This is a genomic window from Paraburkholderia sp. 35.1 (assembly GCF_050436525.1).
Classification (GTDB): Bacteria; Pseudomonadota; Gammaproteobacteria; order Burkholderiales; family Burkholderiaceae; genus Paraburkholderia; species Paraburkholderia tuberum.
The window spans coordinates 2,866,414-2,892,630 of the sequence record NZ_JBNDMJ010000002.1 but is presented as its reverse complement, the minus strand read 5'-3'; the positions used below and the strand labels follow the sequence as shown (position 1 = coordinate 2,892,630).

The window sequence follows — 26,217 nt, the reverse complement described above, 5'->3', positions numbered from 1 at the left end:
GAACCTCTGAAAAATGAATTGGACTAGGGAAGCAGACTTTTCAACGGGATCGATTCGTTGGCGAGATCGGCGGCGCGGACCGGAATTTTCTCGGCAACGAAACGCTTGGCCAGCACGAATTCGGGTACACGGCTGACCGTATCGGCCGCGAGCATGACGCCGTCCTTGAGATAAAACGCCGAGAAAGAGCGGGCTTTGGGATCGCCGCGCAGGACGAACTCGTCGTAGCCGAAGGACAAGCCGACCATCTTGAGCTTCAGATCGTATTGGTCGGACCAGAACCACGGCACGCTGTTGTAGACACGCTCCTTGCCGCACAACGACGCAGCGGCGGTGCGGGCCTGCTCCAGCGCGTTAGGGACCGACTCGAGACGCAGGCGCCGTCCAAGGGAAGGGTTGGGGTGGTTGGTGCAATCCCCGACCGCAAAAATGTCCGGGTCGGACGTGCGCGTGTGTTCGTCGACCATGATGCCGTTGTCGACAGCAAGGCCGGCCGCTTGCGCGAGTTCGGTGGCGGGCTCCAGTCCCACGCCGACGATGACGAGATCCGCGGCGACGCGCGTGCCGTCCGCGCAGCACACGGCGGCAACGGCGTCGCCGGATGCGTCGAGTTCGAACCCACTCACGATCGCGTTGGTACGGATGTCGACTCCGGCTTCGCGGTGAACTTCCTCGTAGAACCTGGAAAGCTCGGGAGCCGTGACGCGCGCGAGGACGCGCGGCAACGCTTCGAGCACGGTGACGCGCAAGCCGCGCTTCACGGCTACGGCGGCCACTTCCAGCCCGATATATCCACCGCCGATGATCACGAGGCGCGAGCCGGCATGAAACTGGTTTCGAATCCGCGCGACGTGATCGAGCGTGCGAAGGTAGTGAAAATTCTGCAGCTTCTCGGTCGCTTCGATACCCGGCAACGCGAGGCGCCGCGCGCGGCCGCCGGTGGCCAGAACCAGTTTCGTATAGCTGATTTCGCTGCCGTTGGACAGCGTGACCCGTTTCGCGTCACGGTCGATGTGCTGCGCGCGCGTGTTCGGGATGAACTCGACACGCGCTTTGTCGTACGTCGACAGCGGTTTCAGGTACAGCTGCTCGGCGGTCGATTCGCCCGACAGGAATGCCTTGGAGAGCGGCGGCCGTTGGTAGGGCAAATGCGGTTCCTCTCCCACCATCACGATGCGTCCCGTCCATCCCTGTTCTCGGATCGCGGTCGCGCATTCTCCTGCTGCGTGACCCGCCCCGACGATCAGCGCGATGTTCTCTGCGTCTCCAGCTGTCATGAGGCTAACTCCATCTCGCACGGCCGCAGGCTCGCTGCGGCCACAGTAAGTCTGAATAATGTTCTAAATTGTGAACGACGGTCGCTGCGCCTGTCAATGCTCATGAACCCCGTTGGGCCGAGCCGGAGCTGACCATCGCCTCGATGCCGCCAACCGCGAAACGAATCAAATAGGTGCGCATGCGCTCGATATGTGCTGTCGTAAGTGCCTTGGCTCCGGAGCGCGCTTCCTGCGCGTAAAGCTCGTTGAGCACGAGATGAAACACGGACTCGACGAAATGCTGCACCAGTTCGACGGTCTCCCGCGTGACGCGGGGAAGTGCCTTGGCGAAGGCGTCACGGTAGCGCGCGGCCGCAGGTGCGTATTGGTCATAAAACGGCGCCGTGAGATCGGGGCGCTCCAGAAGACAGCCAATCTGGGTCAGCAGGCGCAAGTAATTTCGCCACCCCGGATCGCCGCTCTTCAGATGCGCGAAGGCTGGTGCGGAAAGTGCGGTCACGATTGCTTCCACGTTGGGACGCTTGCCTTGCAGCGGTGCCAGTTCGGCCTCGAGCGATTCGATCACCTGCCGGCTGATCACCGCGGCGCGACGGCCGATCGCCTGCTGAAACAGCGCGTCTTTGCTGCCGAAGTGGTACCGCGCGAGGCTCAGCTCCATGCCACAGCTCTGCATGATGTCGCGAATCGACGTGCCGAAGTAGCCGTGCACCGCGAACAGCCGCTCGGCCGTATCGAGAATGCGCTCTGGCGTCGTGCTGCGCGCCGTGGCACGCGGCTCGTTGTCGGCAGTTGCCCGTCTGCTGGCGGCGTGCGTAGTGCTGGACGGCATGGTTTCCCTTTGATGGCGGGCGCGAGCCAGAAAGCGCGCAACATCCCCTTCCGCGAATGATAAATCGATCTTGCACACTTGTGCAAAATAGAACATAGTTCAACTATTGGTACCTCGCGCAAAAGCAGAGGTGCCTGCAAACCAACGATCAACGGAGACAGGAACCATGGCCGGCGCGCTGCGACTTGAGGACTTCGACGATCCTGAGTTCAACCCCTTTTTCGAGGATTCACTCGCTTACGGTGCCGATGCGGACCCTTATCCACGCATTGCGGAACTGCGGGAACAGGCTGCGGTTCAGGAAGGTGACTACCGTGTGCTGATGGGCGGCGCGGCGGACCTGACCATGTCCGATGTCGCGCACTATTCCGTATTCGGATACGACGAAGTCTCGAAGGTGCTTGGCGACCCGGCAACGTTTTCAAACAAGTCTTACGAGCGCAATCTCGGCATCAGCTTCGGGCGCAGTATCTCGACGATGGATGCGCCCGAGCACCCGCGCTACCGCCGCATCTTCCAGAAGGCCTTTTTGCCGCACACCGTCGCGGCATGGGGCGATACGCTGGTCGACCCGGTGGTGAGCGAGCTGATGTCGAAGTTCATGGATCGCGGACATGCGGATCTCGTCAACGAGTTCACGCTTCACTACCCGTTCAACATCATCTATCGGCAACTGGCATTGCCGCCGGAAGACGTAAAGATCTTTCACAAGCTCGCCATCGCACAGACGCTGGTTTCGATCGATGTCGAGCATGGCGTGGAGGCATCGACGAAGCTGGGCACCTATTTCGCGCGGCTTGTCGACGAGCGCCGCAGTAATCCCGGCGACGATCTGGTGAGCTCGCTGGCCACCGCGGAGGTGGACGGCGAGCGGCTACCGGACGAGGTCGTCATTTCGTTTCTTCGCCAGCTGGTGAATGCGGGCGGCGACACGACCTATCGCGCGACCAGCGTACTGTTGTTTGCGTTGCTGCGCGATCCGGCACAGCTCGAAGCGGTGCGCCAGGATCGCACGCTGGTCGCGGCGGCGATCGAAGAGGCTCTGCGCTGGGACGGCCCCGTGCTGATGCAGTCGCGTATGGCGACGCGTGATGTCACGCTCGGCGGTGTCGAGATTCCTGCCGGCGCATTTCTCGACGTGGTGGCGGGCAGCGCCAATCGCGACCCCAGCCGTTTCGCCGATCCGGACAGGTTCGACATCTATCGCAAGGCGGGTCACCGGCACTTTGCATTCGCCTATGGCCCGCACGTGTGCATCGGCCAGCACCTGGCGCGCGTGGAAATGACGCGTGCGCTCAACGCGATTCTCGATCGCCTGCCCAATCTTCGGCTCGATCCGGCCGCGCCAGCTCCACCGATCAACGGGATCATGATGCGCGTTCCGCATTCGATTCCCGTCATCTTCGGCTAACAGGAACAACGCCGGCCTCGCGTGCAATGGATGGGGCTGGCCGACAAGGCACGGACGGTGGAGAACGCATAGATGACCGAGTTTGACTTTATCGTGATTGGCGCGGGTGCGGCGGGTTGCGTGCTAGCCAATCGTCTTTCGGAGAGCGGGCACCATACCGTGCTACTCATCGAGGCAGGTCCGGAAGATCGCAATCCGTTGATCCGGATGCCAAAAGGCTTTGGCAAGCTGCTGGGCGACCCGGCTCATGCCTGGTTCATTCCGGTGCAGCCCGATCACGGCAACGGGCATCGCAACGAAATCTGGTTTCGCGGCAAGATGCTCGGCGGTTCCAGCAGCATCAACGGCATGGTGTATATGCGAGGTCATCCCGAGGACTACGACGGATGGGCCGAACTGGGTGTCGAGGGCTGGAGCTGGCAGAACCTGGCGCCTTGCTTCCGGCGCATCGAAGATCACGCGCTCGGCGCCGATGAGCTGCGTGGAGAGGGCGGCCCGCTGAAAGTGTCACCGTACGCGCAGCGCAATCGAATCGGCGAGGCCGTACTCGAAGCGTGCCGGTCGCTCGGCGTGCGGCGCGTGGAAGATATCAACAGGCTCGATCATGAGGGCGTGGCCTATCTGATCTATACGATACGCAACGGTCGTCGGCAAAGCTCGGCCGAAGCCTTTCTGAAGCCCGCGAGGGCGCGCAAGAACCTCACAGTCGCTACCGGCACGCAAGCCGCGCGAATCGTGTTTGACGGCACGCGCGCCGTCGGCGTGCAGGGCGAAAGCGCGGGGCAGCAGATCGCTTACCGTGCGCGTCGCGAGGTCGTGCTCTCGGCGGGCGCGATCGAGTCGCCGCGGCTTTTGCAGTTGTCGGGCGTGGGCGATCCCGGCCATCTGCAGTTGCTTGGCATTCCTGTCGTGGCGGCGAGTCCGGGGGTCGGACGGAACCTGCGCGAGCACTATCTATATATGCTGCAGGCCCGCCTGCGGCACTGGCGCGATTCGCAGAATCGGCAGTTCAGCGGCATGCGCTTATGGCGCAACGCGATGCAGTATCTGCTGTTCCGCCGTGGCGTGATGTCGCTCGGCTCGTACCAGGTGGGCGGCTTCGTCAAGACCGCGGCGGATGCGATGCGTCCCGATGTTCAACTGATGATGGCGCCGTACTCGATGGATTTCGGCGCGGCCGGTTACGCGTTCGAGTCGTTCCCAGGCATGCAGCTCTTCAGCTACCCGCTGCGCCCGCGCAGCGAAGGGCACGTCAGGATCCAGTCCGCGGACCCCCGCGTGCCGCCCGAAGTCGTCGCGAACTACCTTGCCGATCCGTACGACCGGCAGACGGCTGTCAACGCATTCCGGTTCATGCGCAGCGTGCTGGCCGCCGAGCCGCTTGCCAGCCTGCTGGCAGGGGAGACACGCCCAGGCCCCGCCGTCCAGACCGATGACGAGATTCTCGACCTCTACCGGCGTGAAGGCCAATCCGGATATCACGCTTGCGGTACCTGCAAGATGGGATCGGACACGCTTGCCGTGCTCGATTCGCGGCTGCGCGTGCGCGGTGTCGAACGCCTGCGCGTGATGGATCTCTCCGTAACACCCACGATGATCTCCGGCAACACGAATGGCCCCATGATGGCGATGGCATGGCGCGCCGCCGGCCTGATCCTGGAGGACGCGCGATGAGCCGCCTTGAAGACTACAGTGGGCGCTTTACGAACATCGACTTCGAGCGACGCGACGGTGTTTTGCAAGTGCGCCTGCATACCGATGGCGGCCCGCTCAAGTGGGGCGCGCTCGATCGCAGCATTCACAGCCAGCTAGGCGAGGCGTTCTACCAGATCGCACGCGACCTCGATAATCGCGTAGTCATCCTGACCGGTACCGGCGATTCGTTCTGCGACGCGATGAATGACGCCGAGTTGCCGGCGGAGCCGCTTGTGCAAGTCTGGCCGCGCCTGCAGCGCGAGGGGCAGGACCTGCTGATGCAACTGCTGGACATTCCGGTTCCGGTTATCGGCGCGATCAACGGGCCGGCACTCATTCATGCCGAGTTGCTCGTGCTGTCGGATATCGTGCTGGCCTCCAGTCGCGCCGACATCTCGGACCAGGCGCACTTCGTTCACGGCGTCGTGCCGGCGGACGGCGTGCAGATCGTCTGGCCGATGCTGATTGGCCACAACCGCGCCCGCTACTTTCTTCTCAGCGGCGAGCGCATCACGGCGCAGCGCGCGTGGGAGCTCGGCGTCGTCGGCGAAGTCGTCGCGCACGACACCTTGCTCGAACGTGCGTGGCAAATGGCGCACGAACTCGCGGCGAAGCCGATCGAAACGCTGCGATACACGCGCGCGGTCTTCACGCAGCCGTTCAAGCGCCGCATGGTCGACGAACTGGGCTACGGGCTCGCGCTAGAAGGACTGGCCGGCATTACCGCGCAGTCCGGCAAGAGGTAGCCCGTCAACGCGAATGTTCACGAATGGGAGACACGATATGACCTTGGTAGTGCAAGCATCAACGGAGCGCAACGCTATCGTTCAGCAGGCGCTCGACCGCGCCACGCGGGAAGGCGGTGAGGTCGGCGTGCAGGTGGCGGCCTATCTGAACGGCAAGCTCATGATCGACGCATGGAGCGGCGTGGCCGATCCGTCCACCGGCCGTCTGGTCGACGGCGAAACGCTGTTCAATGTGTACTCGGTGACGAAGGCGGTTGCAGCAACCGCGTTGCATATCCTGGCCGACCGCGGGCTCATCGAATACGACGCGCCGGCGACGCGCTACTGGCCAGAGTACGGTGCCCACGGCAAGCAGAAAACGACGGTGCGCGATGTGCTGACTCATCGCGCGTGTGTGCCGCAAATGCCCGAAGGCGTCACACCGGAGCTGATGTGTGACTGGCAGTGGATGACCAGCGCCATCGCCAACCTTGAGCCGCTTGCGGAGCCGGGGACGAAGACGCTGTACCTCTCGATGACGTTCGGCTGGATCGTTGGCGAACTGGTGCGGCGCGCCGATCCGAAGAAGCGCTCGCTGGGCCGTTTTGTCCGGGAGGAGATTGCAATGCCACTCGGCATCGACGATCTATGGATCGGCATTCCCGACGAAGTCGAGCCGCGCATCGCACGTCTCACCGATGCAATGGTGCCGGTTCCCGCGGAATACCTGCCGCCGCTGTTCCTGCGCTCGATGCCGCAACAGGTCGCATTGGCGCCGCAAGTGTTCGAGCGCCCGGACGTGCGGCGCGCGGAAGTGGCGGGCGTTGGCGGGATCTTCAATGCACGCAGCGAGGCGCGCTTCTGGGCAATGCTGGCATGCGGAGGCGAGTTGGGCGGCGTGAGGATCCTCTCCAAGGAGCTCGTCGCCACGCTGAACACGCCACGCGCCAATAGCGAGGAACCCGACCCGGTGATGTTCGGCTTTCCGATTCCAATCACGATCGGTGGCTTCTGGTTCGGCGGCAACCATCCGCCGGTGACGGCGGCACGTTCACCGCGCGCTTTGTGCCATCCGGGGCAGGGCAATTCGATCGGCTGGGCGGACCCGGATACCGGGCTCGCCGTCGCGATCTGCCATAACAAGCTGTTCAACCCGGCCACGCCGGAAGAAGATCCGCTGCTTCCGATCGCTGCGGCGATTCGCGACGCACTGGATCTGAAGTGATTGGCACGATGCGCATGGATATCGAGTATTTGCAGCAATGGACTGGGCGCACTGAGGAAGTGCGGGACCAGGTCACCTCCACGCCGATGGCGGCTCTCAGCGCCGTGCTTGACCACGATGACGCGCTTTCAGCACGTGGCGATGACTTGCCGCCGTTGTGGCACTGGCTTTATTTTCTGCCGGTTCATCGCCAGTCGATGGTGGGGGCGGACGGTCATCCGAAACGCGGCGGCTTTCTGCCGCCGGTCGATTTGCCTCGCCGCATGTGGGCGGGCAGTCAACTCGAGTTTCTACGGCCGCTGAAAGCGGGTAGCGCGATCACGCGTCTTTCATGCATCGAGAGTGTTGCGCACAAGCATGGACGTACCGGCGATCTCGTGTTCGTGAAGGTCAAGCACGAGATCAGCGACGCAAATGGCCTTGCGATCGTCGAGCGCCAGGATATCGTGTATCGCGATCATCCGGCTGCCAGCGAAAAGCCTGCAGCATTCCAGGCCGCGCCGATGGGCGCTCAATGGGCACGCGAGGTCAATCCCGATCCGGTGCTGCTGTTTCGCTACTCAGCGCTTACGTTGAATGGTCATCGCATTCACTACGATCGGCCTTACGCGATCGGCGCAGAGGGATACGAGGGACTCGTCGTGCATGGCCCGCTGCTCGCCACGCTACTGATGGACTCGCTCGGATCGGAGTTGCCGCGCGCGCGCGTCGGAGCGTTTTCGTTCCGCGCGATCAAACCGGTGGTGGACACTTCGCCTTTCTATGTTTGCGGAAAGCAACACGAATCGGACCAAAGCAAGGCGAGCTTGTGGATCGCCGGCAGCGATGGATCGTTGCGCATGGAAGCCACGGCTGTTCTGATCTGATCGTCGAGCCGGTCCGCTGGCGGGGTCGCCATAGCCGGACCGCACGCTGAATGGGAGACTTTATGCGTTCGTTTCTTTTTGTGCCGGGCAGCAAGCCTGAACGATTCGCCAAGGCGCTCGCGGCAGGCGCCGATGCGGTGATCGTGGACCTGGAGGACGCTGTCGCAGATGCGGACAAAACGTCGGCGCGTGCACGTGTTGCCGGTGCGGTACGAACATTTTCGGCATCGGCGGTTCGCGTACTGTTGCGCATCAATGGAGCGGGTACGCAGTGGTTCCAGCAGGACCTCTCACTCGCAGCGTTCGATGGTATCGATGGCGTGGTGTTGCCCAAGGCAGAGAATCCGGCTGCTTTGACCGCTGTCGCGGCGGCAACGGCGAAACCCATATTGCCGATCATCGAATCTGCCGAGGGCGTCTGGAACGCACTGGACGTGGCGCGCACGCCCGGCGTCGAGCGACTCATATTCGGCTCGGTTGACTTCGAACTCGATCTGGATTGTGACGGTTCATGGGACGCGTTGTTGCTCGCGCGTTCGCGTATTGTGCTGGCCTCCCGCATAGCGGGCATTCAGTCTCCCGTGGATGGCGTTAGCGTGGCAATCGATGACGAACGACAGCTCGCGCACGACTCGTCGAAGGCGCGATCGCTGGGCTTTGGCGGGAAGCTGTGCATTCATCCGCGCCAGGTTGCAGCGGTCAATGCGGCGTTCAGCCCGAGCGCGAATGAAATTGCCAAGGCGCGGCGAATCGTCGACGCGTATGAGCGGGCAGAAGGCGGGGCGGTGTCCGTAGATGGACGGATGGTGGACTTGCCGGTATTGCTCAAGGCAAGACGCATCGTTGGCTTGTCTGAAAGCGTGCGAGGTTCAGAGGAAGGGTGAGTGGTGTGGCGGGTGAGCGCCGCACCGCCCGCGCCACCACCGCATCATGTGGCGCGGGCGTGACACGGTATCGCTTACACCGGATCCCAGGGCGTGAGCGCCATGGACGGCAGGTTCGGGAAGAAGCTCGATTCGAACGCCGGCATGACCTGCTCGGCAATCGCTTCAGGCGTCCAGCCGCCGTCGCGATGCAGCGAGCGGATCATGCGGATCTGGTTGAAGAAGTAGATCTCGTTGGCGCGCACGCCGAAGATCTGACCCGAAACCTTTGCGGCCTGGTCGGACGCAAGGTAGACCGCGAGCGGCGCGATCTTGCGCGATTCCATGCGCTTGAGAATTTCGACGCGTGCTTTTTGCTCAGGCGTCTCCGAGGGGATCGAGGCCGTCATTGCGGTCCATGCCCACGGCGCAATGCAGTTCGAGCGCACGTTGAATTTCGCCATGTCGAGGGCAATCGACTTCGACAGACCGACGACCCCCATTTTGGCGGCGGAGTAGTTGGCCTGTCCGACGTTGCCGATCAGACCCGAGGTGGAGGTCATGTGAACGAAGCTGCCGCCGTTTTGTGCCTTGAAATGCGGAGCCGCCGCGCGTGCCACGAAAAACGACCCGTTCAGATGCACGTCGACTACGGCCTTCCACTCGTCGAGGCTCATGTTGAAGAACATGCGGTCACGCACGATGCCGGCGTTGTTGACCACACAGTCGATGCGGCCGAACGTATCCAGCGCGGCCTGCACGATCTTCTGCGCGGAATTCCATTCGGCGACGCTATCCGTCGAGGCAAGCGCTTGCCCGCCGGCCTCCTTGATTTCTTCGACGACGCGCTCTGCGGCGAACTGGCCGGATTCGGCGTTGCGACCCAGGTCGTTGACGATGACCTTTGCGCCGTTCGCCGCGAATTGCAACGCAAAATCGCGCCCGATGCCGGCACCCGCACCCGTTACCACTACCACCTTGTCCTTGACGAAATCGCTCACTCTTGTCTCCGTTCGATAGGCGTTGATGTAAAAAAGCTCGCTTCGGTATAATATCAAAACTGAACGGCGTTGCATAATATGAACGCTGGCACGTTGATGCAAAGTGTGACGATTGATCCATTCGAAGACGACCAAATGATAGGAGACGCGAGATGAACCCTACGAAAGACTGGACCGTGCCGGATCATGTTCCGCGAGAACTCGTGGTCGATTTCGACTATATGAATCCGCCAGGCGTGCAAGACGATGTTCATATGGCGTGGAAGACGCTGCACACCGGGCCCGATATCGTCTGGTCCCCGTACCATGGCGGCCACTGGATCGCCACGCGCGGCGAAGACATCGAGGCGATGCAGAAGGACCACACCCATTTTTCGCATCGCAGTGTCAACATCCCGCCGCTCAACGAGACGCAGCTCGTGCCGCTCGAGCTTGACCCGCCCGAACATACCGCGTACCGCAACCTGATTACGCCCGCTTTCCTGCCGCAAGCTATCGCCTCGCTGGAAAGCGACGTGCGCAGCCTCGCAATCGAGCTGATGGAAGAAATCGCTCCACGCGGCGAATGCGAGTTCGTCTCGGAGTTCTCGAAGATCCTGCCGATCGTGATTTTCCTGCGTCTTGCCGATCTTCCGTTGAGCGATCGAGCACAATTGCTCGAATGGGCGGAATGGGCCGTGCGCGGCAACGTCGAGCAGCGCAACGAATCCCAGCACCGGCTGATTGGCTATATCTCCACCTGGGTGGAGCAGCGCAAGGCAGAGGCGGGCGGCGATCTCGTGAGCCTCATCGCCAACGCGCAGATCGACGGCAAGCCGATCAGCCCCGAGCGCATGTTCGGGATGTTTATCGTCGTGCTGTTTGGCGGCCTCGATACCGTCGCGTCGATGATGGGTTTCATCGCGCGCTTTCTGGCGGAGAATCCGGCGCACCGGAGGCAGCTGATCGAGAATCCCGATCTGATGGTGTCGTCGGTCGACGAACTGATCCGGCGCTTTGGCGTGGCGAACACCGCGCGGCTCATCACGCAGGACATGGAATACAAGGGCATCCAGTTCAGGAAGGGTGACCAGATGCAATTGCCGAACTCCCTGTTTGGCCTCGACGAGCGCAAGTTCAGCGATCCGCTCGCCGTCGACCTGACGCGCAAGCCAGTGCTGCACGCAGCGTTCGGCAACGGCCCGCATCGCTGCCCGGGGTCGTTCCTTGCGCGTACGGAGATCAAGGTTTTTCTCCAGGAGTGGCTCAAACGCATTCCCGATTTTCGCATTCGCGAGGGCGACAAGCCGCGATGCGGCTCGGGCTCCGTCAACGGCATGCTCTATCTGCCGCTCGTCTGGGACGTAGCGCCCTGAAGTATCCCCACCCTCAACGACTCATCGACGATCATGAAAAAGTGGCAATGCATTTTTTGCGGTTTTTACTACGACGAAGCAGCGGGACTTCCCGCGGACGGCATCGCGCCTGGCACTCGCTGGGAAGACATCCCGGATGACTGGGCATGCCCCGAGTGCGGTGCGACCAAGGCCGACTTCGTGATGTTCGAAGTGGAGGTCTGAGCGTGCGGGCGCGCGCACGGCGCAAGGCCGTGCGCTTCATCGCTCAGGATCAGGCGCGCTCGAACACGGCGGCAATACCCTGGCCACCGCCGATGCACATGGTCTCGAGTGCATAACGTCCTTTCCGGCGCGTGAGCTCGTGCAACAGCGTTGTCATGATGCGCACGCCCGTTGCGCCAATCGGGTGGCCCAGCGATATGCCAGAGCCGTTCACGTTGAGCCGGTCGGTATCGTTCCAGTTCCAGCCTTTGAGGACTGCCAGCACCTGACACGCGAATGCTTCGTTTACTTCGACAAGATCCATCTGCTCGAGCGTAAGCCCGATGCGCGTCATTAGCTTCCGCACTGCGGGCACGGGCCCAATGCCCATGCGTGATGGCTCGCATCCGGCTGCGGCCCAGCCGGTCAGCCAGGCCATGGGTTCGAGTCCGAGCGCTTCGAGGCGGTTTTCCGCGACGACGAGGCAAGCGGCAGCGGCATCGTTTTGCTGGCTGGAGTTGCCTGCGGTGACTGTGCCGCCCGGCATCAACGCGCGAAGCTTGCCGAGGCTTTCCATGCTGGCGTCGGCGCGGAATCCTTCATCTTTGGAAAACAGAAGCGGCTGGCCTTTTTTCTGAGGAACGCTGACCGCCACGACCTCTTCGGTCATATGGCCGGACTCCCATGCGGCGGCCGCGCGCTGATGGCTGCGCAGCGCGAACTCGTCGGCGGCCTCGCGGCTGATGCCATGGTCGGTGGCCAGATTTTCCGCGGTCTCGATCATGCCGGAGATGAAGCCGAAGCGCGATTCCGGCTGTGAGCGCTCGCGGCCCCGCGCGAGCCGGTCGTGAAACTGGACGGAGCCTGACCGTGCGCCCCAGCGCATGTCCGTGCTGTAGTACTCGATATTGCTCATGCTTTCCACGCCGCCGGCCAACACCACCTCGGCGGCGCCGGTCTGCACCATCATCGCGGCGGTGACGAGCGCCTGCAGGCCGCCGCCGCAACGTCGGTCAAGCTGCATGCCCGGCACCTCCACCGGCAGGCCCGCCTGCAGCGCAATCCAGCGGCCCACGCAAGGTGTTTCGCTGTTCGCGTACGATTGCGCGAAGACGACGTCGTCGATGCGAGCGGGATCGAGTCCTGCGCGCCGGATCGTTTCATTCGCGACGAGCGCGCCGAGATCTTCGACGCAAACGCCGCGCAGGCTACCGCCAAAGGTGCCGACGGGCGTTCGTACAGGGGAGACAATTGCCGCGCGTTTCATCGGACGTTTCCTTGCAAAGTTTGAAGTTCTGATTCGGGTGCGGTTGCAATCAGCCGACGAGCGTCGCGCTTCTTAAGCGATTGGAAGGCGGGACGCCCGCCATCTGATCGAGAGCGCTGCGATGGTCCGGATGGGCGATTGCCAGCATGCGTTCGCGCCTTTGGCGCAGCGTCAGGCCGCGCAGATCGGCCACGCCGTATTCGGTCACCACGATGGCGGCGTCGCTGCGCGGCGTGCTGACCGGTCCGTTCAACGACGCGACGATGCGGGTCGCGCCCTTGCCCGCTGTGGACGGCAATGCGATGACAGGAACGCCGCCACGCGAGCGCCGCGCGCCGCGCAGGAAATCCAGTGCGCCGCCCACCGCGCCCACATACAGGCCACCGGCAATTTCGGCGTTGATCTGGCCACTCAGATCGACCTCGACCGCCGAATTGATGGCGACGAAGCGGTCGATGCTTGCGAGCACGTTCGGATCGTGCGTGTAGCGGGTCGAACGAAACTGCACGGCGTCGTTTCGATGCGCGAACTCGTGTATGCGGCGACCCCCCATCATCACGCCAGCAATGGTCTTGCCCGTGTCGATGGTCTTGCGCGCATTGTTGATCACGCCGCTTTCCATCAGATCGGCGACTTTGTCCCCGATCGTGCCGGAATGGATGCCAAGGTCTCGCCGATCGCCGAGGCAAGCGAGGATCGCTTCTGGAATCGCGCCGAGGCCGACTTGAATGGTGGCGCCGTCTTCGATCAAAGCGGCCGTGTGCCGTGCAATCGCCAGCTCCGTCGGGCTGACGGCGCTGGGCGAACTCTCGGGCAAAGCGCGCGACGTCGGGACCATGAAGTCGAGGTCGTCGTCGCGAAGATATCGCTCGCCGTAAGTCCAGGGTGCCTGTTCGTTGACTTCCGCAATGATGACGCGCGCGCGCTCGAGCGCCGGGATCAGATACTCATGCGCGACGGACAAGCTGTAGCGGCCGTGCGCGTCGGGTGGCGCCAACTGCAGCAGCAGGACGTCGATCGATAGCTGAGCCGACTCCATCATCTCTGGCAACTGCGAATAATGGCAGGGCAGGATATCAAGCGCGCCAGCCTTGGCCAGTGCGCGGTTGGAGCCGCTCCCGCAGTACGAAACGAAATCGATGCAGTCCGCGTGCTCAGGCCGGCACGTGTCGTAGTTGCCGGCGCCGAGAAAGACCCGGAACGCGCCGATGCTGTGCCGCTGCTGAAGTAGAGTGCGCGTGAGCGCAACGGGCTCTGCGTTCGATTGGCCCCATGCGACGGTATCGCCGGGGCGGATGATGGACGCGAAATCGACGGCGTCCGCCTCTAGCTGTAAGGGCATGGTGTGGTTTGCGTCAGGTGGCGGGTTGCGCAAGGGCCTGGGCTTCATCGTGCTGCCCACGTACTGCGCCTGTCGCGACGAGTTCCGCGATCCGTTCTTCGCTGTAGCCGAGGCTCCGCAGCACGAGTTCTGTGTGTTCGCCAAGGTGTGGAACGGCGAGCGGTGGCGACCCAGGCTCAAAACGGAAGTGAATCGGGCTTGCAACGTGGTTGCGTCCGGACGGATCCCTCTGGAGCATCCCGCGCTCGTGCGCATGCGGATGGTCGAGCGCTTCGGCGAGCGAGAGCACCGGCGCCACACTGATGTTTCGGCCTTCGAACCAGCAGAGCCATTCATCGAGTGTGCGAGTCAGGAAGATTTGCGTCAGGAACGCCCGGACGCGTATCTGGCCTTCACCGGCTGGGCCGATCGCGTCGGCGACGAGATCCGGACGGCCGAGTGGTGTCAGCAGGTTGGTTGCGAAGCTGTGTTCCCGGCCGCCAAGGCAGAGCCACTTCGAATCGGCGGTCTCATAGGTGTCGAGCAACGCGAGCCCGCTGTCGCCTTCAGTCGGCCCTCGCAATTGGCTGTCCGGCGCGTTGAGCAAGCGGCCGCTCAGATACGGCTGCGAGGTGAGCGCCGCATCGAAAAGCGCCATGTCGATGTAGTCGCCGCGTCCCGTTTCCCGCGCGCGCAGCAGCGCCATCAACACGGCGGACAACGCCGTCAATGAACCGGCCAGCGCAGCGAGCGACGGCCCCGTGGCAATTGGGATTCCCCGGCCATCGCGCGGCAGCGTGCCTGCAAGCGATTGAACTACCGGATCGTGTGCGGGCAATTGAGAGAGCGGGCCGGTTTGGCCGAATGCGGTAATCGCACAATAAACGACTCCCGGGTTCGTCCGGCTGATCGTGTCGTAGTCGATGCCAAGCCGAGCGGCCACGCCCGGCCTCGACGATTCGATCACGACGTCGGCCTCGTTCATCAGCTTGAGCGCGACCTCGCGTGCGTCCGGATGTTTCAGATCGAGCGCGATGCTGCGCTTGCCGCGGTTGATCGCGGCGAAGAACGCGCCGTCGGTGCCGGGTGCGCCGCGGGTGGGGTCGCCGGTGACCGGTTCGATCTTGACGACGTGCGCGCCGTGATCGGCGAGGTTGGCGGCGAGGAACGGACCCGGCATGAATTGCGACAGGTCCACGACGCGAAGGCCGGTCAGTTTCATGCCAGAGCAGCGCCGAAGCCGAGCTGGCGTTGCGCAATCGCGGCGGCTTCCTTCACGATGCGACCGATCAATTCCGCACAGGTCGGCAAGTCGTGAATGAGGCCGGTCACGATACCGGCGGGGAAGGCGCCGCCTTCCACTTCTCCTGTCACGAATGCGTCCATCCAGCGCTGTGCTCCGGTCAGCGCGTAGAGGTCCGAGCGCGTCACGTTGCCGGCGCGCTCGAGTTCGAGCGCGGCGAGACTCACGCTGTTCCTGACCACCCGGCTTGAATCGCCGATCGAGCGGCCAACCAGCACCGTATCGCGCTCGCTCGCTTCCAGCAGCTGTTGCTTGATCGCAGGGTGGACGGGGGACTCCTGCGTGAGCATGAATCGGGTTCCCATGTTGATGCCGTCCGCGCCGAGCGCGAGAGCCGCCATCAGCCCGCGCCCATCGGCAAAGCCGCCGGACGCGAGAATCGGCACCTTCAGCTTGTCGGCGGCGGCGGGAATCAGGATCAGTCCAGGGATGTCGTCTTCGCCAGGGTGCCCCGCGCATTCGAACCCGTCGATGCTGACGGCGTCCGCGCCGAGCGATTCGGCCTTCATCGCGTGGCGAACCGTCACGCACTTGTGCACGACCTTGACGCCGTGCGCCTTGAACTCGGCGATGTATTTCGCCGGATTGCTGCCTGCTGTCTCGACGACCTGGACGCCTTGAGACACGATCGTGCGCACATACGCGTCATAGTCGAGACCGACATTGGCGCCGAGAACGGTCAGGTTGACTCCAAAGGGCTTGTCGGTGAGCGAACGCACCCTGTCGATTTCGCGCGCGAGTGCATCGGCGCTTGCATGGGTGTGCGCGGAGATGAAGCCGAGACCGCCCGCATTGGCCACGGCCGCCGCCAGTTCGGCTCGCGCCACCCAACGCATGCCGCCTTGAATGATGGGATATTGAATGCCGAGTAATTCAGTAATGCGATTGACATACGGTTTCATCGCGCGCCTGTAGCCTGGATAGGAAGTATGGGTGCCAGAGAAATGCGCGTGACGCGCGTGACCTGGCGGGCTTTGTTCGCCACGACAGCGTGGCGCTTTTGAGCAATTCAACAATCGCGAAACTGGGGTTTGCGCTTTTCGGCGAAGGCCGCCATGCCTTCCTTTCGATCTTCTGTGGCGAAGGTCGAATACGCCATACGCCGCTCGAACAGGATGCCTTCTGCCAGGCTCGATTCGTAGGCGCGGTTGACGCACTCTTTGGCCATCGCTACGACGGGTTGCGAGTATCGCGCGATCTCGTCGGCCGTTTTCAACGCTTCCTCGACGAGCGTGTCGGCGGGCACGATGCGGCTCACGAGGCCGCATCGTTCGGCTTCAATGGCGTCCATCCTGCGGCCGGTGAGGATCATTTCCATCGCCTTCGATTTGCCGAGCGCGCGCGTAAGGCGCTGCGTGCCGCCGGCGCCGGGAATGGTCGCGAGCGTGATTTCGGGCAGGGCGAAACGGGCGTTGTCGGCGGCGAGAATGAAATCGCACATCATGGCCAGTTCGCAGCCTCCGCCTAACGCGAGACCCGCGACCGCGGCGATGACCGGCTTGCGACAACGCGACGTGCGTTCCCAGTTCGACGTGATGAACTGATTCTTGTACACGTCCATGTACGTCCATTCGTTCATCATCTTGATGTCGGCGCCGGCGGCGAACGCCTTTTCGCTACCGGTCATCACGATGGCGCCGATGGCGGGGTCGGTTTCGAGGTCGTCGAGTGCCGCCGTCAGCTCGTCCATCAGCTGGTTGTTCAGTGCGTTGTAGGCTTGCGGACGGTGCAACCTGATCAAGCCGGTTTTTCCGTGCGTTTCGACGACGACGATCGTCTCGTAGGCCATGGTTCTTCCTTGAACGAATGAGGGTGAACACCTAGGCCCGAATGGGGCCTGCTCGCCGATGATTTGCATGTCTGCGGTGCGCCGCGCGGCAGCGTCGGAGCGTATCGTGCGTTGCCAATTTTATGAACGACGTTTATGATTCTGAATGTGTGACCCCGCTTTGTCAATTGAGCGCGAGGTCAGAATTGCTAACGGAAAACACCGCGAGGAGACACTGCATGACCACTCGTCACGAGGACGGACAGATTCGCGTTGAGCAGCGTGGGAACCTGCTCTTGATGGGCATTGACCGGCCGGAAAAGCGCAATGGTTTCACGCCGAAAATGTTCGGAGAGCTTGCCATGGCTTACACGCAGCTCGAGAAGAGCAGCGATATTTTTTGCGGGCTGGTATACGCCGAAGGCGATCACTTTACGGCAGGGCTCGACATGCCAAAGGTCGCGCCGTTGCGCCGCGAAGGGAAACCGCTGCTTCCTGAAGGCGAGGTCGATCCGTTCAACTTGCGCGCGCCGCTGCGTACCAAGCCGGTCGTCATTGCGCTGAAGGGAATCTGCTTCACGGTCGCGGTCGAATTGATGCTTGCATCGGAAGTGGCTGTTGCGGCCGACAACTGCCGTTTCTCCCAGCTTGAAGTCAAGCGGGGGATCATGGCAGGTTGTGGTGCGACGTTCCGCATGGTGCAGCGAGCCGGCTGGGGCAACGCAATGAAGGTACTGCTTACCGGCGACGAATTCACCGCAGACGAGGCACGGCACATGAACTTCGTGCAGGATGTCGTGCCTGCGGGGCAGGAGTTCGACCGGGCGCTCGCGATCGCCGAGCGAATCGCGGCGCAGGCACCGCTAGCCGTGCAGGCCACGATGCAGAACGCGCGCGTTTCGCTGGGACAAGGCTGGCAGGATGCTTACGCGACGATTCAGTCGACCCAGCAGTTTCTCTACAACACTGAAGACGCGAAGGAAGGCGTTCAGTCCTTCATCGAAAAACGTACGGCGAAGTTCGTCGGACGCTGATGCAAGGCTTCCGGCGCAGCCGGTGTGAATTCAAGGGGACCGTTTGCTATGACAAAAGGCGCGTTGGCGGGTGTTCGCGTACTCGACCTGAGCCGTATTCTCGCCGGGCCTTGGGGGGCTCAGATGCTGGCGGATCTCGGCGCGGAGGTCATCAAGGTCGAGCGTCCCGGCAAGGGCGACGATTCGCGGCAATTCGGCCCCCCGTTCCTGATGGATCGGGAGGGAAAGGTCACGCGCGAGTCGACGTTTTTTATCAGCGCGAACCGAGGCAAGAAGTCGATCACGTGCGATATCTCCACGGCCGAAGGCCAGGCGCTGATCCGCTCGTTGGCGGCGCACTGCGACGTGTTGATCGAGAACTATAAGGTTGGCGACCTCAAGCGTTACGGGCTCGACTACGACAGCCTAAAGCTGGTCAATCCGCGCCTGATCTACTGTTCGATAACCGGATTCGGTCAGACCGGACCGTATAGCCCGCGCCCCGGCTACGACTCGATTTTCCAGGCGATGGGTGGCCTGATGAGCGTGACCGGAAACGGCGACGACGTGCCGGGCGGCGGCCCAATGAAAACCGGGCCCAGTCTTGCGGACATCCTGTGTGGTCAGTACGCCGCTTCGGCGATCATCGCAGCGCTTTATCATCGCGACGCGGCGCAAGGCGGTACCGGGCAGGGGCAGTACATCGACCTGGCGTTGCTGGACGCGATGATTGCTGCCACATCGCACTATGCAAGCCAGTATCTCGTTTCCGGCCAGATTCCCATTCGGCGCGGTACCGAGGGCAACGGTGGTATGCCGTCCCGCATGTTCCGCTGCGCCGATCGCGACATCATGATCGTGGCGGGCAACAACGAGCAATATGCGCGGATGTGTAACGTTCTGGGGCACCCCGAGCTCACTAGCGATCCACGATTCAGCGAGATTGCGCTGCGCGTGAAGAATCGTCGCGCGCTGGGCGAAGTGTTCGAGCCGCTGATCCTTCAATGGCAGAGCGATGAACTGCTCGCAGCACTCGACGCCGCCGGGGTGCCGGCCGGACCGATCAACAATCTGGAGCAGGTGTTCGCAGATCCGCATGTGCAGGCACGCGCGATGTGCGTCGAAGTTGCGCACCCGCTCACGGATAAGGCGGTTCGGATGGTCGCCAACCCGGTCAAGATGTCGGGCACGCCTATCGATTCGTACGGGGCGCCGCCGATGCTCGGACAAGATACGGACGACGTGCTGCGTGATGTGCTGAGTATGTCGCAGTCGGATATCGATATCCTGCGCGAAAAGAAAATTCTATAGAAAGGACAAAGCCTGCGACGCGCAACTTGCCTGGACGCGCTTTTCGTTCGACGGTTGAATGATTGCCGCATCCCGTAGCGGCCTCGTCGGTATTTTCGTATCACGCTTATGTAATCAGAGGTTCTTTGATGCACATCGGAATACCCGCGGAAACGCGGGCGCCGGCGCGAGCTATCCCGACGACGCGTACACCGCCGTGGGCGCACACGCTCTCGCGAAGTGTGTGAGAGGAGAAACGCCTGATCGCTCTTCAAGCTTCGTGGTACGCGCCCGGCGGGAAGCTCACTCCTCGGATCGAGGCTCGCGATAATGCAACTGGACGTTTCATATGTTGCACCGTGTTCAAACAGACGCACTAGAGCATTGACTGTCCGCCGTCCACACTGATAGTCTGCCCGGTTATGAAATTAGCGTCGTCACTACATAGAAATGCAACTGTTCGTCCAATATCGCGCTGAGGATCGCCGAAGCGGCCAAGCGCAATTTCAGAGAGATAGCGAGTGCGTTCCTGAGGATTGGCTTCGAGGTAGGCTTCGGCGGCAGGTGTGAGCGCTGCCGGGCAAATGACGTTGACGGTAATGCCGTAGACGCCCCATTCGCGCGCGGCAACACGCGAGAGCCCACGAATGCCCTCCTTGGTTGCGGCGTACGCGCCGAATCCCTTGAGGCCTTCGATGCCGGTGCGCGAGCCGAAGTTGATGATGGCGCCGCGGCCCTGCGACTTCATCCGCGGCAATGCGGCCTGCATGAAATACAGCGTGCCGTACAAGCCCGATTCGAGCGTGTTGCTCCAGTCATCGTCGGTAACGGATTCGAGCGGCACCCCCGGGTTGCTGCTTTGGGCATTGTTGATGAGTGCGTCCACACGTCCGAATCGCTCGACGGCCAGCTCGACCGTCCGCACGGCGTCGGCGCGATTGCGCGTATCGCCGGGCACGACCAGCACTTGCGAACCGAGGGCGCTCAGTTCCTCAGCAGCCCGCGTGAGTTTGGCCTCCGTGCGACCAGTGAGGACCAGACTCGCCCCCTCGGTGGCAAGCGCAAGGGCGATGCCGAGTCCAACGCCTTGGCCGCCTCCGGTCACGATGGCGACCTTTTCTGCCAGTTTTTTCGTGTACATGAGTGAATCCAGAAGTGAAGGTTGATGTTGCTGTTCGACGCGCGAGCGTATTGCGTAAATGGTCTGGAAGATGATGCTTCCACATTTCAGTTTTTCGAACGATGTTCAAATATATCTCAAGCTGTGTGAGGGAGCGCCCTGGCGTATTCCCGAATTCGGGTGGTGCAAAAGTGTGCCAAATTTTGATCGATGTAAAACTATGTGAATAGTTCACGTATAATCGATACAGTCAATTCATGGGGAAAATCATGTTGAAAGAGACCTCAGCGCCGGCGGACCGGGACGTCAGCGGGCCGCGCTCGCTGACCCGACTCCTCGGAATTTTCGATGTGCTGGCGAAGTCTCCGGACGGGATGTCGCTAGCAGAACTGAATGTCGCTCTCGAGTCACCGAAGAGCAGCCTGCTCAATCTGCTGCGACCTCTGGTGGCGGAAGGGTACTTGATGCACGACGTAGGCCGCTATCGCCTGGGACCGTCGATCTTCCGGTTGTCGGCAGGCGTGATGGCCGCGTGGAATTTTTCGAAGATACTGCGCCCGTTCCTGGTGGATCTCTCGAAGAGCACCAATGAAACCGTGTATGTCGGTGTCCTTGACGTCGAACACAAAGAGATCACCTATGTCGACGTGATCGAGAGCGAGCAATCGGTGCGCTACTCAATGCACATCGGTTTGCGTCGCCCGCTCTATTGCACGGCTGCGGGCCGCGTGCTGCTCGCCCATGCACCGGATGCTTTCGTTACCGACTACATGAAGACGGTCAAATTGGAGCGCCGCACCCCGCAAACGATCGCAACGAAGAAGGCGTTGCGTGACGAACTCGACCACATCCTCGAAAGCGGCCTGTCGGTGAGTCGCGGTGAACTACTGCCGGATTCGGCCGGCGTGTCGTCGCCGATCTTCGGACCGAATGGCAATGTCATCGCGGCGATGGCAATTGGTGCGCCGCTCGAACGCTTCGACCGCGAACGTCACCGGCTCGAAGAGAACATGATCAGAGTCGCCCAGCGGGCGTCCGCGTTGGGTCAGGCAGACGAGGAGTGACTCGCCAGTCGGCCGGCGGCGCAGTGAAGCGGGTGCTTCAATGCGCCGCGGTCGCGGTGCGGTCGAAGAAGCGTCGTACCCGCGCGCCACGGATCGGTCGCAACGACCGTCAGTGTGTACGACGCTTCGGCAGCAGGAAGGCGACCAGCAGTCCGGCGATCGAACTGCAGGCGATGTAGACGAATACCGAAACATAGCCACTCTCGGCCGGAAACGATGCACCGTCGTGTCCCGCCGTCGCGCTGCGCAGCAGCGCAAATACCGCCTGGGCGCCTACCGCGAAGAAACACGAGAAGAAAACGTAGAGCATGCCCGTTGCCTCGCCTGTCTGATGTGCAGGCGTCGCTTCCACGATCTGGTTGTACAGCGCCGTGCTTGCGAAGGCGAGGCCGAACGAGCACAGCACCGCACCTGGAACGAAGAGCAGCAGGCTGCGATGAAGCACGATCAGCGAGGCCCAGCCCAAGGCCAGTATGAGCATGCCAATCAAGGCAGCGGGCCGGGCCTTGTAGCGGGCCGCAACCCGGCCGCTCCATGGGCTCGCGACCAGCGCGACGATGTTGATGCTGAACATCAGTAATCCGGCTGCCGTCGCGCTCAACCCGAATCCGGCGCGCGTGCCGGCAGGTTGCTGGGCGAGCAGCGAGAAGACCTGTCCTAGTTGCATGGCGCCTGCCGCGAGGAATGCCATGCATGCATTGGCCAACATGACTTCGCGCCTCTTCAGCAGACGCACATTGATGAGCGGATGACGCGCCCCGTGTTGATGGCGTGCCCAGAGTCCGAGCACGATCATCCCGCCAGCGATCAAGCCCCACAGCCGCGGATCGCCGAGCCCCCACGTGCGGATTTGCTGCACGGCGAAGAGGATGGCGCAAAGCGCCGGAGCGAACGCGAGACCTCGAACGTAGTCGATCCGTACGCCGGGATTCGGTGGCGACGGCGGTGCCCACGCGCGTACCGCCGCGACGGCCACGACGCACAGCGCGACTTTGAACCAGAAGCCGCCCTGCCACGAGTAGTGATCCACGACAACGCCCGCGCAGATGTAGATCAGCCCCGCCGACACCATGCCTGCCGCACTGATCAACCCTACCGCGGCAGGCAGCCTGGCGGGTGGCAGATTCTCACGAACCAGCCCGATGGAGAGTGGCGTAATGCCTGCCGCGATTGATTGCATCGCACACCCCGCGACGAGCATGCCGACATCGGTCGCGCATGCGGCCACGACTGCGCCCGCCGCAGCGACCGATATCACCACGAGCAGGATGCGGCGGTAGCCCAACAGGTCGCCGAGTCGCCCGCTCACGGCGGCAAAGACGGCCGAGCCGAGCCAGTACGCGGTGACGGTCCAGCTCACGAAGTTCGACGCAGGAAAAGCCTTGTAGAGCGTGACCAGCACGGTGTAGATGACGGTGATGCCGGACGAGGCCGCTACCGCGGCAAGCAGGATCGCCATCGTGAACCCGCGCGGTGGACCCACCACGGGTTGCGCTCGGTGTGCCGGCTGGGAGAGTACTTCGGCTTGCATAAACGTCTCCGGTTGCGTGTCTTCGTTTCGATTATACTTATATACGAACGTCGTTCGTATTGATGTTTTTTGGAGAATTCGATGCGGACCGCAAGGGTCGCGAGGCCACCGCCCGATATCAAATCGATATCGACGTTTTCGAGTTCGATATGAGAGTTTTTTGGTCGATGGCTTGACCCGATACTTCTCTCAAGGGCGCACGTTCTGAAGCGCTCCCCACAATCAGGAGCGAGACCATGCAAACGTATCAAGGGAAGATCTACGACGCCGACACGCACTTCTACGAAGTCGAGGACGCGTTCAACCGTCATTTGCCCGAGAAGTTCAGGAAGGACTGGTCGTTTACCAGCCGTGTCACGGCAGACGGCAACCGCTGCATGTATGTGGGCGACCGGAAGGTGGAAATCAGCGAGGGCTACACATCGGCCGAGGGGCACGTTCCGCCGCCGGGCAAGCTGCATGAATGGCTGCGCGCGATGAAGGATGGCAAGGATAACGTCGATATGCGGGTGTCGCCGACGCCGGACATGTTCAACCGCGACGCGCGCCTGAAGAAGATGGACGATTTCGGTGTTGAAGCCTGCACGATGTACATCGGCGAAATGGTCGCGTGTATTTCCTACCTCAACGAGCCCGTTGCGGCAAATGCGGTGTTGCATGCGTATAACCAGTGGATGCTCGACGACTGGGGCTTCAACTACAAAGACCGCATCTACACGACGCCGGTCGTCACGCTCGACGATCTCGATGCGGCTGTCGCCGAGGCCAGGTGGCTGGTTGCGAACGGTGTGCGGGTGATCCTGATGCCGATGGGGCCGTTCAATGGCCGTGCACCTGCCGATCCGTACTTCGATCCGTTCTGGTCGGTCCTCAACGAAGCGGGCGTGCGCGTCACCTTCCATGTGTCGGAAGCGATCTACATGAAGGATCATATGGCGGTGTGGGGCGAGCCCGTGCAGCAGTCGCGCCAGCGTCAGACCGCCTTTGTCTGGATGCACGGTTACGGCGAGCGGCCGGTCATGGAAACGCTGTCGTCGTTCATCTTCTACAACTTCTTCGAGCGTTTCCCGCGGGTCAAGCTGTGCAGCGCCGAAAACGGTGCCGAATGGGTGCCTTCGCTGCTCGTCAAAATGGACAAGTGCCGGGGGATGGCGAAGAATGGCTACTGGCCGTGCGGTCAGCTGAAGAAACGCCCGAGCCAGATCTTCAAGGAAAATGTCTTCGTGGTCGCGTATCCGGAGGACGACATCGCCCAGATCATCGCTCAAACGGGATCGTCGGACTTCCTGTTGATGGGCTCCGACTATCCGCACGCGGAAGGCGTGCCCGAACCGAAGGACTTCGCGTCGGAAGCATGCAATGAGCTCTCGGAAGAAGATACGCGCAAGATCATGTACGACAACGGCCGCCGGTTCATTCCGCTGCACGTGTGATCGGCCTTGCACCGGTCGACGGCGGCAGACGGTCTGTCGGTCCCGCGCGATTTCTTCATTATGAACAGGTTAGCCATGAATATTTCGGACTATCAGGCGCTATTGCTCGAACGCGAAGGCGGCGTCTTGACCGTTACGCTCAACCGCCCGGAAACGTTGAACGCGTTCGACGAGCAAATGGACATTGAGATGTCACGGCTTTTTCTGGATGTCGCCGAGGACGTTGAGACCCATGTCGTGGTGTTGACGGGCGCAGGGCGGGCTTTTAGCGCGGGCGGCGATATCGAGCATATGCAGCAGGTCATCGACAACCCCACGCTGTTCCTCGAAGGCATGCAGCGTGCAAAGAAAATTGTCTTCTCGATGCTGGATTGTCCGAAGCCGGTCATCGCCAAGATCAACGGTCATGCAATTGGTCTCGGCGCGACGATCGCGCTGTTCTCGGATCTGAGCTACGCGGCCAATCATGCAAAGATTGGCGATCCGCACGTGAAAGTCGGCTTCGTGGCGGGCGATGGCGGCGCGGTGATCTGGCCGCAGCTCGTGGGCTATGCGAAGGCCAAGGAATACCTGTTGACGGGGGATCTCGTCACCGCGGAAGAGGCGGCACGACTGGGTCTCATCAATCATGCCGTACCGGCCGACCAGCTGGATGCCGTGGTCGACGCGATGGCGAAGCGTCTCGCAAACGGCGCTTCGCGCGCCATCCAGTGGACCAAGGCGTCGATCAACATCGGCCTGAAGCAACTTGCGCATGCCATTCTCGACGCGTCGATTGCATACGAGGCGCTGTCGAACCTGACGGAAGACCATCAAGAGGCGGTCAACGCGTTTCGCGAGAAACGCGAGCCGGTGTTCAAGGGACGTTGAGCTTTTACAGTGTCCGGCGCCAGCGATACAGGCGGCGCTGGGCGCGGCGAGGGAGAGATGCACATGCAACGGGTAGTGGCGATAACGGGTGGATTCGGCACGCTTGGGCGCACGGTTGGTCGCGTGTTTGCCGAGAACGGCTGGAAGGTCGCGCTGATCGACAAGGCGCTCGAGCCGGAGAAGGCGAGCGCGGAGCAACTGCACGCTTTCTGGTGGCGAGGAGGCGTCGAGCTGACTGATCTCGATGCGGCGCGCTCAGCGCTCTCCGCGGTCGTCGAGCAGCTTGGCAGGCTCGATGCGATCGTCAATGTAGCGGGAGGCTTTCGCTGGGAAACGCTGGCGGACGGCAGTCTCGACACCTGGGATCTGATGTACCGGACGAACGTGCGCACGGCGGCGACTGCGTCGAAAGCGGCACTCGACCATATTGCCGGCAGCGCGGAGGGCGGACGCATCATCAATATTGGAGCCGGCGCTGCGGTGAAGGCGGGCGCGGGCATGGGAGCGTATGCGGCCTCGAAGTCAGGGGTGATGCGTTTGACCGAGGCGCTGGCCGAAGAACTCAAAGGCCGTTCCATTACCGTCAACGCTATCTTGCCAGGCATCATCGATACCCCACAGAACCGCAAGGATATGCCCGACGCTGACTTTTCCCGCTGGGTACGGCCTGAAGAAATTGCCGAGGTGATTCTCTTTCTCGCGTCTGGCGCCGCGTCGGGGGTGACCGGTGCGTTGATTCCTGTCACCGGGCGTACGTAAAGATCCCGAACCGGAAATAGCAGTTGGTGCCCGAGTCAAGGCGCCAAC

The 26,217-nt window shown here is 62.2% G+C and carries 24 protein-coding genes; 14 read left to right on the top strand and 10 right to left on the bottom strand.

From position 1 onward, the window contains the following. Positions 1-23: 23 nt before the first annotated feature. The gene (locus OKW27_RS19130; protein WP_429334436.1) at positions 24-1,277 is read right to left on the bottom strand and encodes an NAD(P)/FAD-dependent oxidoreductase; all 1,254 of its coding nucleotides are present in this window, start codon (positions 1,275-1,277) and stop codon (positions 24-26) included. A 100-nt stretch (positions 1,278-1,377) separates the two neighbouring features. Beyond that, on the bottom strand, positions 1,378-2,184 hold the full coding sequence (locus OKW27_RS19125) for a TetR/AcrR family transcriptional regulator (RefSeq protein WP_429334435.1): 807 nt from the start codon (positions 2,182-2,184) through the stop codon (positions 1,378-1,380). Between the two features lie 88 nt (positions 2,185-2,272). Between OKW27_RS19125 and OKW27_RS19120 the strand changes: the two genes are divergently transcribed. The 6 genes from OKW27_RS19120 to OKW27_RS19095 all read left to right on the top strand — a co-directional run bounded on the left by OKW27_RS19120 (position 2,273) and on the right by OKW27_RS19095 (position 8,912). Continuing rightward, a complete protein-coding gene (locus OKW27_RS19120) occupies positions 2,273-3,517 on the top strand; it encodes a cytochrome P450 (protein WP_429334434.1) in 1,245 nt (414 codons plus the stop codon). Between the two features lie 72 nt (positions 3,518-3,589). After that, a complete protein-coding gene (locus tag OKW27_RS19115) occupies positions 3,590-5,191 on the top strand; it encodes a GMC family oxidoreductase (protein ID WP_429334433.1) in 1,602 nt (533 codons plus the stop codon). Next, complete coding sequence (locus tag OKW27_RS19110) at positions 5,188-5,958, top strand: enoyl-CoA hydratase/isomerase family protein (RefSeq protein ID WP_429334432.1); 771 nt, start codon at positions 5,188-5,190, stop codon at positions 5,956-5,958. The genes OKW27_RS19115 and OKW27_RS19110 overlap by 4 nt, the downstream gene beginning before the upstream one ends. 49 nt (positions 5,959-6,007) lie before the next feature. After that, a complete protein-coding gene (locus OKW27_RS19105) occupies positions 6,008-7,162 on the top strand; it encodes a serine hydrolase domain-containing protein (protein WP_429334431.1) in 1,155 nt (384 codons plus the stop codon). Between the two features lie 8 nt (positions 7,163-7,170). Beyond that, positions 7,171-8,028, top strand: a complete 858-nt coding sequence (locus OKW27_RS19100; protein ID WP_429334634.1) for an FAS1-like dehydratase domain-containing protein — start codon at positions 7,171-7,173, stop codon at positions 8,026-8,028. Between the two features lie 62 nt (positions 8,029-8,090). Next, positions 8,091-8,912 (top strand): HpcH/HpaI aldolase/citrate lyase family protein, encoded by an 822-nt coding sequence (locus OKW27_RS19095; RefSeq protein WP_429334430.1) that lies wholly within the window; start codon positions 8,091-8,093, stop codon positions 8,910-8,912. 74 nt (positions 8,913-8,986) lie between these two features. Here the strand turns inward: OKW27_RS19095 and OKW27_RS19090 are convergent, their stop codons facing one another. Continuing rightward, positions 8,987-9,892 (bottom strand): SDR family NAD(P)-dependent oxidoreductase, encoded by a 906-nt coding sequence (locus OKW27_RS19090; protein WP_429334429.1) that lies wholly within the window; start codon positions 9,890-9,892, stop codon positions 8,987-8,989. Positions 9,893-10,044: 152 nt separating this feature from the next. Here OKW27_RS19090 and OKW27_RS19085 point away from each other — a divergent pair, with 152 nt between their 5' ends. Both OKW27_RS19085 and OKW27_RS19080 read left to right on the top strand, forming a co-directional pair. After that, positions 10,045-11,247, top strand: a complete 1,203-nt coding sequence (locus tag OKW27_RS19085; protein ID WP_429334428.1) for a cytochrome P450 — start codon at positions 10,045-10,047, stop codon at positions 11,245-11,247. A 33-nt stretch (positions 11,248-11,280) separates the two neighbouring features. After that, positions 11,281-11,451: a rubredoxin gene (locus OKW27_RS19080; protein WP_429334427.1), complete on the top strand. Its 171-nt coding sequence runs from the start codon at positions 11,281-11,283 to the stop codon at positions 11,449-11,451. 49 nt (positions 11,452-11,500) lie between these two features. Here OKW27_RS19080 and OKW27_RS19075 read toward each other — a convergent pair whose 3' ends face one another. The 5 genes from OKW27_RS19075 to OKW27_RS19055 form a co-directional block, all read right to left on the bottom strand. Beyond that, positions 11,501-12,697, bottom strand: a complete 1,197-nt coding sequence (locus tag OKW27_RS19075) for an acetyl-CoA C-acetyltransferase (protein WP_429334426.1) — start codon at positions 12,695-12,697, stop codon at positions 11,501-11,503. Positions 12,698-12,746: 49 nt separating this feature from the next. Then, positions 12,747-14,039, bottom strand: a complete 1,293-nt coding sequence (locus OKW27_RS19070) for an acetyl-CoA hydrolase/transferase family protein (protein ID WP_429334633.1) — start codon at positions 14,037-14,039, stop codon at positions 12,747-12,749. A gap of 13 nt (positions 14,040-14,052) precedes the next feature. Then, positions 14,053-15,240: a CaiB/BaiF CoA transferase family protein gene (locus OKW27_RS19065; RefSeq protein ID WP_429334425.1), complete on the bottom strand. Its 1,188-nt coding sequence runs from the start codon at positions 15,238-15,240 to the stop codon at positions 14,053-14,055. Beyond that, entirely contained in the window at positions 15,237-16,223 is a 987-nt protein-coding gene (locus tag OKW27_RS19060) for an NAD(P)H-dependent flavin oxidoreductase (protein ID WP_429334424.1), read from the bottom strand. Before OKW27_RS19060 ends, OKW27_RS19065 begins: the two co-directional genes overlap by 4 nt. A 107-nt stretch (positions 16,224-16,330) precedes the next feature. After that, positions 16,331-17,110 (bottom strand): enoyl-CoA hydratase, encoded by a 780-nt coding sequence (locus OKW27_RS19055; protein ID WP_429334423.1) that lies wholly within the window; start codon positions 17,108-17,110, stop codon positions 16,331-16,333. A gap of 218 nt (positions 17,111-17,328) precedes the next feature. Here OKW27_RS19055 and OKW27_RS19050 point away from each other — a divergent pair, with 218 nt between their 5' ends. Continuing rightward, positions 17,329-18,123, top strand: a complete 795-nt coding sequence (locus tag OKW27_RS19050; RefSeq protein ID WP_090808860.1) for a crotonase/enoyl-CoA hydratase family protein — start codon at positions 17,329-17,331, stop codon at positions 18,121-18,123. A gap of 48 nt (positions 18,124-18,171) precedes the next feature. Continuing rightward, on the top strand, positions 18,172-19,413 hold the full coding sequence (locus OKW27_RS19045; RefSeq protein ID WP_429334422.1) for a CaiB/BaiF CoA transferase family protein: 1,242 nt from the start codon (positions 18,172-18,174) through the stop codon (positions 19,411-19,413). 355 nt (positions 19,414-19,768) lie between these two features. Here the strand turns inward: OKW27_RS19045 and OKW27_RS19040 are convergent, their stop codons facing one another. Beyond that, a complete protein-coding gene (locus tag OKW27_RS19040) occupies positions 19,769-20,533 on the bottom strand; it encodes an SDR family NAD(P)-dependent oxidoreductase (RefSeq protein ID WP_429334421.1) in 765 nt (254 codons plus the stop codon). 248 nt (positions 20,534-20,781) lie between these two features. Between OKW27_RS19040 and OKW27_RS19035 the strand changes: the two genes are divergently transcribed. Next, positions 20,782-21,576: an IclR family transcriptional regulator gene (locus OKW27_RS19035; protein ID WP_429334420.1), complete on the top strand. Its 795-nt coding sequence runs from the start codon at positions 20,782-20,784 to the stop codon at positions 21,574-21,576. Positions 21,577-21,685: 109 nt separating this feature from the next. Here OKW27_RS19035 and OKW27_RS19030 read toward each other — a convergent pair whose 3' ends face one another. After that, positions 21,686-23,107: an MFS transporter gene (locus tag OKW27_RS19030; RefSeq protein WP_429334419.1), complete on the bottom strand. Its 1,422-nt coding sequence runs from the start codon at positions 23,105-23,107 to the stop codon at positions 21,686-21,688. A 236-nt stretch (positions 23,108-23,343) separates the two neighbouring features. Here OKW27_RS19030 and OKW27_RS19025 point away from each other — a divergent pair, with 236 nt between their 5' ends. From OKW27_RS19025 to OKW27_RS19015, 3 genes are all read left to right on the top strand, one after another. Further along, positions 23,344-24,540, top strand: coding sequence for an amidohydrolase family protein (locus OKW27_RS19025; protein ID WP_184050312.1), 1,197 nt, complete (start codon positions 23,344-23,346; stop codon positions 24,538-24,540). A 75-nt stretch (positions 24,541-24,615) separates the two neighbouring features. Next, positions 24,616-25,410 (top strand): enoyl-CoA hydratase/isomerase family protein, encoded by a 795-nt coding sequence (locus OKW27_RS19020; RefSeq protein ID WP_429334418.1) that lies wholly within the window; start codon positions 24,616-24,618, stop codon positions 25,408-25,410. A gap of 63 nt (positions 25,411-25,473) precedes the next feature. Then, complete coding sequence (locus OKW27_RS19015) at positions 25,474-26,169, top strand: SDR family NAD(P)-dependent oxidoreductase (RefSeq protein WP_429334632.1); 696 nt, start codon at positions 25,474-25,476, stop codon at positions 26,167-26,169. The last annotated feature ends 48 nt before the right edge of the window (positions 26,170-26,217 follow it).